This window comes from Zobellia sp. OII3, from assembly GCF_002211465.1.
Lineage (GTDB): Bacteria > Bacteroidota > Bacteroidia > Flavobacteriales > Flavobacteriaceae > Zobellia > Zobellia galactanivorans.
Map to the genome: position 1 here is coordinate 388,925 of NZ_MWRZ01000001.1, position 12,140 is coordinate 401,064.

Here is a 12,140-nt window from a genome sequence, read left to right on the forward strand (position 1 = left end):
CTGAAGTTAACCTTTTTCAATTAATTTTACCAGCTTCCACTAGCCCCGCCGCCTCCGGAGCCTCCGCCCCCGCCCGAGAACGAACCGGAACTTCCGCCCGAACTAAACGAATGTGTACCCGAGGAAGAAAATGTTCTTCCCACATAGGCTTTGTCACTTTTTATCCATGATAGTTTTAGATCTTCCTTACCTCCCAATTTTAGTTTGATTAAGGCAATGCATATGGCTATACCCCAAAAAGGCAGCAATCCCCATAACCCTAGGTACGGGTCGTCTATAAGCCTCGCTATGTTGTACCCTATGTAGCTCTCGGAGGTATAGATATTATAGACTACTCCGAGCAGGGCAAGAATAAATACCAGTCCCAACAACGAAAAGAACGAAGCCGAAATCAGCATAACGAAACCAGGCAAAACCCCCAATTTTCCCGTAAAAACACCTCTAAACACCTCAATTAACGTCCGATATCCCCTAAAGAAGGAAAAGCCCCCGACCCCTACAAAAAGGAGCGCGAATACCCCCAAAAAGATGTTTTCGAAGGTTTTGGCCTTACGTTCACTTGCCGCAATATCGCTTTTAAATTCGGCCAAGGCCTCGGGATCGTTCAAAAAGTTGATCATTTGATTTACCGCAGCATCGATTCCCTCGTAGTAACGTTCGTCTTTAAAATTGGGAATCATTGTATTCCGTATTATTCGCGAAGCCACGGCATCGGTTATATAGGGCTCCAAACCATAGCCCACCTCTATACGCACTTCCCTATCAAATTTTGAGAACAAAACCAGAAGTCCGTTATCCTTCCCGCTTTGGCCTATGCCATTTTGGTTAAAAAGGCCATTCGCATAGGTTTCTATCGTTTCAAAATCGAGTTTATCGATGGTAACGACCACCAATTGATTGGTAGTTTCCCTTTCAAAATCAACAAGCTTTTGGTTCAGGTCGAAAACTTGGGCAGCGGTAAATATTTGTGCGCTATCGGTAACAAAATCACGTAGTTCGTAATATTGTTGTTGTGCGGCAGCAAATAGATAACCCAGTAAAAAAACAAGTGTAAAGGCTTTTTTGCGCATGCTTTGTATAATACCTACTTCAAATATAAACCCTTTATCAGAATATGGATCAATTTTAAAACGACAAGGGGAAAGCCTTTGATTCTTTAGATTTAAAGTAACTTGCACCTATATTAACCAGCACTTTATGTCAGAAAAAAAAGTTAGCATCCTTACCGCGTTCAAGACCATAATCTGGCCAAGACGAAACCTCGTATTTATTGGCCTGGTGCTTATTGTCATCAGTAAGGCCGCAAGTTTTGTAGCCCCTATGTCCTTAAAATATTTAATGGACGACATTATACCCAACAAAGACCTTGACTTCTTAAAATTACTGGTTGGGGCGGTAGCATTGGCTATACTGGTGCAGGCGGTCACCTCTTTCTTATTGACCAAGATATTAAGTGTACAGGCCCAATTCTTGATTTCAGAACTCAGGGCGCAGGTGCAGAAAAAAGTACTCTCCCTTCCTATTAGTTTTTTCGACAACGCCAAATCAGGTGCCTTGGTATCACGTATCATGAGCGATGTCGAGGGTGTTCGAAACTTGATCGGCACAGGTCTGGTGCAACTCGTAGGGGGTAGCATCACGGCCGTAGTATCACTTATATTGCTTTTACGCATCAGTTGGACCATGACCATCTTTACCTTGGTACCCTTGGCCATTTTCGCCCTGATTGCCCTAAAGGCCTTTAAGATCATTCGTCCTATTTTTAGAAATCGCGGAAAGATAAATGCCGAGGTAACAGGCAGACTCACCGAAACTTTGGGCGGCGTACGTGTAATTAAAGGTTTCAACGCCGAAGAACAAGAAAACAAAATTTTCGAAAAGGGGGTCGACCGACTTTTTCAGAACGTAAAAAAGAGTTTGACCGCCACGGCCTTTATGACCAGTTCTTCCACCTTTCTTTTAGGTATTGCCACAACAGGTATAATGGGTATTGGCGGCTATAAGATCATGATGGACGAGCTGACCATAGGCGAATTCTTGACCTTTACCTTTTTATTGGGTCTGATGGTGGCCCCTATAGTGCAAATGAGCAACATCGGCAGCCAACTTACCGAGGCCTTGGCCGGTTTAGACCGTACCGAAGAGCTTATGAACATGGTACCGGAATCCGATGAAGAAAACCGCACCATTGTTCTCGATGAAATTCAGGGAAATATTGTTTTCGATGATGTTTCCTTTGCCTATGAAGAAGACAAGGAAGTCTTGCACAACATCAGTTTTGAGGTAAAACCAGGTAACGTGGTCGCCTTGGTAGGAAGCTCAGGCTCTGGAAAATCTACCATAGCAGGCTTGGCCGCTACTTTCCTTAATCCCCAATCGGGTAAAATCACCATTGACGGAAAAGACCTGGCGCAAGTGAACCTAAACAGTTTTAGACAGCATCTCGGCGTAGTCTTACAAGACGATTTTCTTTTTGAGGGCACCATACGCGAGAATATTCTTTTCCCACGTCCCAATGCTACGGAAGAGCAATTACAACAAGCGGTGGAAGCTGCTTATGTCAACGAGTTTACCGATAGGTTCGAAGACGGACTCGACACATTGATCGGGGAGCGGGGCGTTAAACTTTCGGGCGGGCAACGCCAGCGTATTGCCATTGCCCGAGCCGTTTTGGCCGACCCTAAAATCTTGATACTAGATGAAGCTACCTCTAATTTAGACACCGAAAGTGAAGCCTTGATCCAAAAGAGTTTGGCTACCTTGACCGAAGGCCGAACCACCTTTGTAATCGCCCACAGATTGAGCACGATTCGCAAGGCCAATCAGATTTTGGTTATAGAAAACGGTAGAATTGCCGAAGAAGGCACCCACGATGAGCTGATTGCCAAAGAAGGCAGGTACTTTAACCTATTTACGTATCAGGCAAGGATTTAACTCTCAGGAGCCAATTCCACTACCAAGCCATCCAGATCAGGAGTCATATGGATCTGACAGCCCAAACGACTGTTGTCTTCCACATTGAAAGCTTCGGCCAACATAGCATCTTCGTCATCCGATTTCTCAGGAAGCTGATGGTCAGACTGCACGTAGCATTGACAAGAAGCACACATGGCCATACCGCCACAGATACCAATGGTTCCCTCTGGGGCCAATTCGTACGAGCGAACCACCTCCATAAGGTTCATATTCATATCGGTTGGGGCGTCGACCTCATGGGTAACACCATCTCGGTCGGTAATTTTTATTTTTATATCACTCATTGATAAGGGAATTAGTAGTAAGTAGTTAGGAGTTAGTTGATTTGCTTCGGGTCATTGATTGTATGAGCCCGAAAAGCATTTTAGAAATTTCGTTTGATTGTTCAATAAATTTGGATGTCTCTTCAGAGTCCAAAAAATTCAGTCTTTTTGATAAATATAGCATTGACCTTACCTCACTATTTGAGCTTGTTGCAAAATATAAAAAACTAATGAAATCAGGGTTCGTACTTCGGTCAAAACCTTCAGCTATATTATTGGAAATAGATATGGAAGCTCTTAGGATTTGGTCTTTAAAGGAGTAATCTCTAGAATCGGAAAAATTTTGATAAATCGCTACAGCAAAATCTTGTGCTTTTTGCCACAACCATAAATCCTCAAATTTTTTAACAGCCATTATTTCAGTTACGCTAGTTATATTTTCCTAACACCTAACACCTAAGTCCTTAATTTATACTTTTAACAACCGCCTTTGGCGCTTCCTTCTTACTACCGTCAAAACCGGTTACCCCGCCAACGGTCGTATATTTCATTACGTACTTCTTATCAGGATAAATACGCTGATAAGCACTTTGACACATGAGGGTCGCTTCATGAAAGCCACAAAGAATCAGTTTCAACTTCCCGGGGTACGTGTTTACATCGCCAATGGCATAAATTCCCGGTACGTTGGTCTGATAATCGAAGGTATCTACCTTTATGGCATTCCGCTCGATTTCAAGACCCCAATCGGCAATCGGCCCCAATTTGGGAGAAAGTCCGAACAAGGGTACAAAATTATCAACTTCCAAGGTAACATCCTCACTCGGATCTGTTGTTTTTCTAATAGTAACGGCTTCCAGTTTATCTTCCCCTATAAGACCCGTTATCTCCGCGGGCGTAATCAGGTTGACTTTACCTTCATTCTTAAGCTGCTGTACTTTTTCCACCGAATCAAGTGCACCCCTAAACTCGTTTCTACGATGTACAAGCGTAACTTCCGAGGCCACATCGGCCAAAAAGATACTCCAGTCAAGTGCGGAATCGCCGCCTCCGGCAATAACCACTCTTTTATCGCGGTATACCTCGGGATCTTTTATGATATAGGCCACACCGTTATCTTCGTATTTTTTCAGGTTTTCAAGTAATGGTTTTCGGGGTTCAAAACTACCGAGTCCACCTGCAATAGCCACAATGGGGGCATGGTGTTTAGTTCCTTTGTTCGTTGTTACGATAAAGGTACCATCTTCCAATTTTTCGATGGTCTGTGCCCTTTCGCCCAAGGTAAAACCAGGCTCAAAGGGCTTGATCTGCTCCATTAGGTTGTTGACCAGATCGCCAGCCAATACTTCTGGAAAACCAGGTATATCGTAAATCGGTTTTTTTGGATAAATCTCGGAACATTGTCCACCTGCTTGAGGTAGCGCATCGATTAAATGACATTTGAGCTGTAACAGGCCTGCCTCAAAAACGGCAAAAAGCCCAGTTGGGCCAGCTCCAATAATCAATATGTCTGTTTTGATCATTGAGTTTTACATTAAAGTTCGGACGAAATTAAGATTAAAAGACGGGTAAGAATATGACAAAGATCAGCCTCTTAGGCGACATTTATCACCTCTTCGATTTGCGGGGCATATTTTTTAATGGTCATTTCAACACCGCTCTTCAAAGTCATTTGATTGACACTACACCCTACACACGCCCCTTCGAGCTTTACTTTTACGGAATTTTCGTTATCTATAGAGATTAACGATATATCTCCGCCGTCACTTTGTAAAAAAGGGCGAATTTCTTCAAGCGCTTTTTCTACATTCTGCCTTAGTTCTTCCGATGTCATATTACTTTTTCTTAACAGCGGAACAGCCCGCCATTGTTGTTATCTTAATTGCTTCCGTTGGAGGCAGGCTCTTATTTCTGCCCACAACCTCTTGAACCACGTTCTTGGTCAACTCTTCAAAGGCTTCCTCTACGGCCGTGGCCGTTTGCATTGCCGCCGGTCTTCCTATATCACCTGCTTCGCGTATACTCTGTACCAAGGGTATTTCCCCTAAGAAAGGCACGCCTAAATCTTCAGACAGATTTTTTGCCCCTTCCTTACCAAAAATATAGTACTTATTATCGGGAAGCTCCTCAGGTGTAAAATAAGCCATATTCTCTACAATTCCCAATACGGGAACGTTTATAGAATCTTGTTGAAACATGGCCACACCTTTTCTGGCATCGGCCAGGGCCACGTTCTGCGGCGTACTCACCACTACGGCACCGGTTACGGGCATGGCCTGCATGATGCTCAAGTGGATATCCCCGGTTCCGGGCGGAAGGTCGATCAGCATAAAGTCAAGATCGCCCCAATGTGCATCGAATATCATTTGATTCAAGGCTTTAGCCGCCATAGGACCACGCCAGATGACCGCTTGGTCGGGCTGGGTAAAAAATCCAATAGACAACAGCTTTACGCCGTAGCTCTCTACCGGCTTCATTTTTGATTTACCATCAACATTGACCGCCAAGGGTTTCTCAAGGGCCACGTCGAACATAATAGGCATCGAAGGCCCATAAATATCGGCATCTAAAACCCCTACCTTAAAGCCCATTTTTGCCAAGGTCACCGCTAAATTGGCCGTGACGGTAGATTTACCTACCCCTCCTTTACCCGAGGCGACTGCAATAATGTTCTGTATACCGGGTATGGGCTTCCCCTTTATTTCGTTCGTTTTTGGCTTTGCCGGGGCATCTACCTTTATGTTTACCTTGATCTTGGCCTTTTCGTACACCTTCTGGTGTATGACCTTCAAGATTTCCACTTCGGTCTTTTTACGTGCCTGCAGGCTAGGATTACCAATGGTAATATCTACCTCGACCTCATCACCAAAAATTTGAATATTCTTGACCGCACCGCTTTCTACCATATTTTGCCCCTCACCGGGTACGGTAATGTTCTCTAGTGCCTTTAAAACTTCCTTTTTATCAATCTTCATTATATAAACTCATTCTAAAGAACAAAGATAGGTCATAAGGGCAAGAAACTAAAGTGTTTGTATTGAAATGTAATATAGGCCGATAGGTATTCCTGATTAAGGTTTGTTTATTTAGGGGGAGAGGCGATTTTTTAACTTAGGGTATTGGCAGGATTGGGATGGAAAAGAATCCGCTTTTTTCAAGTTGTCCTAATTTTTGAAAAACTAGGACAAATTGGTTGAAGGAAGTCACACTTTCTTTTTGCATATTACCCACTGTTCATTCCATTCTTAAACTTTTGACTGGATTTGAATTTGCTGCCTTGATCGCCTGAAAACTTACGGTAAGAATGGTTATGGCGAGGGCCCCTACTACGGCCAAGAGGAAAATCCACCATTCCAAAATCACCCGATACGGATAATCTTGCAACCAACCGTTCATGACATAGTAAGAAATGGGAACGGCTATAAAACAAGAAATCGCCACAAGCTTTAAAAAGTCTTTTGAAAGCATGTTCCAAACATTAAAAACCGAGGCACCCAATACCTTTCTAACCCCTATTTCCTTTCGGCGTTGCTCAGCCACAAAAGAAGTAAGCCCGAGCAGTCCCAAACAACTGATCAATATGGCCAGTGCCGTAAAAATGGCCGAAAGCGCACCGATGCGTTCTTCGGCGGCAAATTTCTCCGCGTATTCCGAATCGACGAAATCGTACTGAAAAGGGATGGCCGGAAAATGTGTTTTAAAGACGCTTTCTATAATCGAAATATTTTCGCCGGCACTCTTTTCGGGATTGAGCCGTAAATTGTAAAAACTGGTGTTGCCATGTTTATCATAGGCATAAATACCTTGTTTTACAGGTTCGTATGGCGATTGTGTAATCATGTCCTGTACCACACCGATTATTTTTAGGGGAGGAAAGGGGTCTTCAATAGCGTCATCTGTAATGAACTTTCCTATTGGATCGGTAAGCCCCATGTATTTCATTGCCGTTTCATTGATAAGAACGGCATTGGAATCAGAAGCAAATTCCCTCGAAAAATCCCGTCCCTTAAGAATTTCAAGGTTCAACGACTTTGCGTATTCGGGGGTTACTTGCGTCCAGGCCAAATCTTCCTGAAAGCCTTCCGGTTTGCCCTCCCAATTAAAACCGGCCCTGTTCGACCATACTTCGGTCGTTGGGCTGCTCGACCCTGACATTTCGACCACCGCACCGGAAGCTAAAAACTCGTTTCGCATTAAATCGTACTTACCCGTAAAGTCTTGGCTCATAACCGGTATCTGCACCAAGCCCTCCTTATCATATCCTACGGGACGGTTCTTGGCATGATTGATCTGTTGCATAACGATGACCGTTCCTATAATAAAGGCTACCGAAACCGTAAACTGTAGTACTACTAAAATCTTTCTGGGAAGCCCTGCATACCGACCCGCCATAAATGTACCCTTTAGCACGTCCACAGCTTTGAACGATGACAGATAGAGAGCAGGATAGCTTCCCGCCAATAGCGAGGTAACCAGTACGAAGAACAAGGAAAACAACCAGAAAAGCGGATTGCCCCAAGGAAAAACGACTTCTTTTCGCGATAAATCGTTAAACCCGTCCAAGGACAACAAAACAATAAGTACGGCAATGGCAAAAGCGAACAAGACCACCAAAAAAGATTCGCTCAAAAATTGATATACCAACTGACTGCGCTGCGATCCAATAGACTTTCGTATTCCCACTTCCTTAGCACGCTTTTCAGAGCGGGCGGTGCTCAAGTTCATAAAATTAATACAGGCCAAAAGCAGTACAAAGGCTCCGATGACACTGAACATCCACACGTACTTGATACGTCCGCCCACCTGTTTTCCGTTCTCAAAGCTACTACTCAGGTACCAGTCCTTCATCGGCAGCAAGAACAACTGGGGGTTGTATTCGGCCTCCGCTTTACTAACGTTCTTTTTAACGCCATTGATTTTCGACGTCACCTGAGCCATACTGGTATTATCGGCAATCTGAACGAACATTTGAAACGAATTGTTACCCCATTGGTCTTCCGCATTCTTGATCCACTCGAACAGGGAAAGGTATTTTTCCCATGGCATTATATATTCCATCTCACTGAACGAATTGTTTTGAGGTATATCTTCGTAGACGGCCGATACTTCCATATCGTACTGGCTATTGGCCCTTATGACCTTTCCTATGGGATCTTCATCCCCGAAAAGGGCATGGGCCAAAGACTCCGAAAGCATAATCGAGTTAACCTTTCGCAAACCGTTTTTCTCTCCTTTCAGAATTTTAAGGCCCAAAAGTTCAGGGGCTTCCTTCTGCATGAAGTTTCCGATTTTAGAAAGGCTTTTTTCCTTGTAATTAAGATAGACGGGGTTGCTCCAAGACGACATGACCAAATGCTTGAAATTATCGGCGTACCCATCTCGAAGTGCCATTTCCAGGGGCCGTGGTATAGCGGGGCCGGTGCTGGTCTCCCCGTTGAAGGTCTGCGATTGGAACACTTGAGCGATACGGTCTTTCTTGCTAAAATAATCGTCGTACGAAAGCTCATCGTACACCCAGAGCCCAATGATAAGCGTTACGGCCATACCCAATGCCAGACCTCCAATGTTAATAACGGAATACCCCTTATTTTTCAAGAGGTTACGCCAAGCAATTTTCAGATAGTTTTTAAACATGGTTTTCGTTTTTTGATGTTCAGCGGCCTTATTTCACTCGGTACGTAAACTTGTTACAGGGTTTGCTACGGCCGCCCTTATACTTTGATAGCTCACGGTTATCACCGATATCAAAACGGCCAGAAATGCTGCTAGCCCAAAGACCCACCACGGAATGTCTATGCGATATGAAAAATCTTCGAGCCACCGGTTCATGGCATACCAGCCCAAAGGCAAGGCCACTAGAATAGCTAGTCCGACCAATTTTAAAAAGTCCACGGTCAAGCCATAGGCGACCTGCCCCACACTAGCCCCCAAAACCTTGCGAATCCCTATTTCCTTGGTGCGTTTTTGGGCATTGAAGGCCGCAAGGCCAAAGAGTCCCAAGCAGGCAATCAAAAGGGAAAGTACCGTAAAGATGATAAAGATATCGCCCAACCTTTGTTCGCTTGCGTAGATGTCGTTAAAGGCGTCTTCCATAAAGTAATAATCAAATGGCTCACCGGGTACGATAGTATTCCAGATTCCTTCAATTTGTGCAATTGCATTGGTAAAATCGCCAGGCTTAATTTTTACTGCCATGGCATAGGCCTCACCTCCCAAGTGCAAGCTTACGGCATCGATATCTTCTTTTAGTGAAGCTATATGGAAATCTTTTAATACCCCAACAACGGTATAATACGTTGGAGTATCAGAATCAAAATCTGGTGTATAGCGCTTGCCTAGGGCCTCCTGCGGACTCAAATTCATTATTCTTGTAGCCGTTTCGTTTAAAATGATGGCCGTAGAGTCATTGCCATAGGACCTATCAAAATCTCGGCCTGCCACCAATTCAAAATCCATAGTGGAAACATAATCGTAATCGACGTCCCAGGTTTGCATATTAATGGAAGATTCTACACTGGTTTCACCCGAATCAGGAAGAAAAGTGGTATCACTACGGGACGAGGGAGTAGGAAAATAACTGCTCAACGTCACATTTTCGACAAAACTCAATTGTTTCACCTGTTCTTTGAGTGACGATACCTTGTCTCCTGCCGTATACACGTCATTTACGATCAAGACCTGATCTTTTGAGAAGCCCAAATCTTTGCCTTGTATATACTTTAACTGTTGGTATACCACCAAGGTACTAACGATCAAAAAAACCGAAATGGCAAACTGGAATACCACAAGGGAGTTTCTGATTTCACCTCCCCTCACACTGCGTTCGCCACTTCCCTTCAGCACCGTTGCGGGCATAAATCGCGACATAAAAAAAGCAGGGTAACTTCCTGAAAACAATCCTAAGACAATACCGGAAGCCAACAAAATCAACCAAAAAACGGGATTTTGAAAAGGTATTGAAATATTTTTATCGGCAAGGGTATTAAAAAAAGGCAAGGCTACACGAGCCAAAACCAAGGCTAAAACCAAGGCCAGAAAAGACACCAACCCCGATTCCACCAAAAACTGACGTACCAAGTCCCTTTTATTGGATCCCAGAGTCTTTCTAACCCCAACCTCCTTTGCCCTTTTCAGTGAATGGGCGGTAGAGAGGTTCATAAAATTGACACTGGCCAAGACCAAAAGAAAAACAGCTATAAAAGAAAGGATATATATGCTCTGTATGTCGTTGTTCGCACTCATTTCCGCCACCCTATGCGAATTCAAATGAATATCGGTCAAAGGAATAGTACTATATATCAAATGGTTGCCCGCCGCCTTGAATTGCTCTTCGGTAATCCCGGGCATAAATTGTTGGACACCGGGAATAACATATTTACCCAAAAAGCCGCGCAACTGTTCTTGAATTTGGTCTGCATTGACCGTAGGAAGTAATTTGATGAAGGTCTGGTAATTATTGCTTCCCCAATTGCCCACTACGGCATCTTCGTATCCGGCCATTGCCTCAAAAACGGTATACCCTCTCAGAAAGGAATTTTGTGGAAAATCTTCGATAACCCCGACAATGGTATAGTTTTCCTCATTGTTAAGCACCATATTTTGCCCCACCGCATTGTCAATGGGAAAATGCTTTTCGGCGGCCGTTCTGGTCAAGACCAAGGTATTCGGGTCTTTCAAGGCAGCACCTACATCACCCGCCAACAGCGTTACACCGAACATTTCAAAAAAAGAGGGATCGACATAGGTGGTATGTTCTTCCTTTACGTTTGCCAGATCATTGGCCTTGCGCACAAGGGCGCTACCACGTGTTCTAAAGCGCGTTACCACCTCAATTTCGGAAAAGTCGGATTTGAGGGCTTCAGCCATAGGGGCAGGGGTAACGGCGAATTGACGTTCGTCTCCGCCAAATTTTATATCATTGTTTACACGATAGATCCGTTCAGCATCAGGAAACATTTTATCATAGCTCAATTCCTCATATATGTACAACGATATGAGCAATGCACCGGCCATACCGATGGCAAGACCAAATATGTTCAACGAAGTAAAAAATGCTTGTTTCTTAAGGCTTCTCCATGCTATTTTAAGGTATGTTTTGAACATGATTTTCGTATTTATAATTGGTTGTCCTTGATTAGGGGACCTTTTGATATACTTTGATTGATGAATAAACTCCGCTACATCATGGCCCCTATGGCCCTATTTTGACTTTCCGTAACAATTTGACCGTCAAATAGATTCACAACCCTATGGGCGTAATGTGAGTCTCGGTCAGAGTGTGTCACCATTACTATGGTCGTACCTTCCTGGTTCAATTCGGTCAATAGGTTCATGACCTCTATGCCGTTTTTTGAATCTAAGTTTCCTGTAGGTTCATCGGCTAGGATCAGTTTTGGATTGGTTACCACCGCCCTTGAAATAGCCACACGTTGCTGTTGGCCTCCCGATAATTGCTGTGGAAAGTGTCTTTCCCTATGGGCAATTTTCATCCGTTCCAAAACTTCGTGCACCTTTTGCCTTCGTTCCGCCTTTGCCATCTTTAAATAAATTAGGGGCAGTTCTACATTTTCATAGACCGTCAACTCATCGATAAGGTTAAAGCTCTGAAACACGAAGCCCAGATTACCCTTTCTCAGCTCGGTACGTTGGCGTTCCTTAAGCCGGCTTACTTCATGGCCTGCAAAGTTATAGGTGCCTTCCGTCGGGTTGTCGAGCATTCCTATAATATTCAATAGTGTAGATTTACCACAGCCTGATGGGCCCATGATGGCCACGAACTCACCATCCTCAACTTTTAGGCTCACCTTATTTAGCGCCAAGGTCTCTACTTCTTCCGTTCTGAAGCTCTTTTTTAATTTCTGTATTTGTATCATGTTTTTGATTGATTTCTATGTTTATATT

At 43.9% G+C, this 12,140-nt stretch carries 10 protein-coding genes; 1 reads left to right on the plus strand and 9 read right to left on the minus strand.

The features are described from left to right. Positions 1-26: 26 nt before the first annotated feature. Positions 27-1,070: a TPM domain-containing protein gene (locus tag B4Q04_RS01565; protein WP_088695808.1), complete on the minus strand. Its 1,044-nt coding sequence runs from the start codon at positions 1,068-1,070 to the stop codon at positions 27-29. A gap of 127 nt (positions 1,071-1,197) precedes the next feature. On the opposite strand from B4Q04_RS01565, the gene B4Q04_RS01570 reads away from it, so the two are divergent. Next, positions 1,198-2,934 carry an ABC transporter ATP-binding protein gene (locus B4Q04_RS01570; RefSeq protein WP_013992650.1) on the plus strand — a complete coding sequence of 579 codons (1,737 nt, stop codon included), beginning with the start codon at positions 1,198-1,200 and terminating at the stop codon, positions 2,932-2,934. On the opposite strand, the gene B4Q04_RS01575 is transcribed toward B4Q04_RS01570, so the two are convergent. The 8 genes from B4Q04_RS01575 to B4Q04_RS01610 all read right to left on the minus strand — a co-directional run bounded on the left by B4Q04_RS01575 (position 2,931) and on the right by B4Q04_RS01610 (position 12,112). After that, entirely contained in the window at positions 2,931-3,260 is a 330-nt protein-coding gene (locus tag B4Q04_RS01575; protein ID WP_013992651.1) for a 2Fe-2S iron-sulfur cluster-binding protein, read from the minus strand. The genes B4Q04_RS01570 and B4Q04_RS01575 overlap by 4 nt on opposite strands. A gap of 25 nt (positions 3,261-3,285) precedes the next feature. After that, a complete protein-coding gene (locus B4Q04_RS01580) occupies positions 3,286-3,654 on the minus strand; it encodes a four helix bundle protein (RefSeq protein WP_088695809.1) in 369 nt (122 codons plus the stop codon). A gap of 49 nt (positions 3,655-3,703) precedes the next feature. After that, positions 3,704-4,762 carry an NAD(P)/FAD-dependent oxidoreductase gene (locus B4Q04_RS01585; RefSeq protein ID WP_013992653.1) on the minus strand — a complete coding sequence of 353 codons (1,059 nt, stop codon included), beginning with the start codon at positions 4,760-4,762 and terminating at the stop codon, positions 3,704-3,706. A 71-nt stretch (positions 4,763-4,833) separates the two neighbouring features. Next, positions 4,834-5,073: a NifU family protein gene (locus B4Q04_RS01590; protein ID WP_013992654.1), complete on the minus strand. Its 240-nt coding sequence runs from the start codon at positions 5,071-5,073 to the stop codon at positions 4,834-4,836. A gap of 1 nt (position 5,074) precedes the next feature. Beyond that, entirely contained in the window at positions 5,075-6,214 is a 1,140-nt protein-coding gene (locus tag B4Q04_RS01595; RefSeq protein ID WP_013992655.1) for an Mrp/NBP35 family ATP-binding protein, read from the minus strand. Positions 6,215-6,473: 259 nt separating this feature from the next. Continuing rightward, a complete protein-coding gene (locus tag B4Q04_RS01600; RefSeq protein ID WP_088695810.1) occupies positions 6,474-8,873 on the minus strand; it encodes an ABC transporter permease in 2,400 nt (799 codons plus the stop codon). Positions 8,874-8,906: 33 nt separating this feature from the next. Beyond that, positions 8,907-11,342, minus strand: a complete 2,436-nt coding sequence (locus B4Q04_RS01605) for an ABC transporter permease (RefSeq protein WP_088695811.1) — start codon at positions 11,340-11,342, stop codon at positions 8,907-8,909. Positions 11,343-11,416: 74 nt separating this feature from the next. Next, positions 11,417-12,112 (minus strand): ABC transporter ATP-binding protein, encoded by a 696-nt coding sequence (locus tag B4Q04_RS01610; protein WP_088695812.1) that lies wholly within the window; start codon positions 12,110-12,112, stop codon positions 11,417-11,419. Between the last annotated feature and the right edge of the window lie 28 nt (positions 12,113-12,140).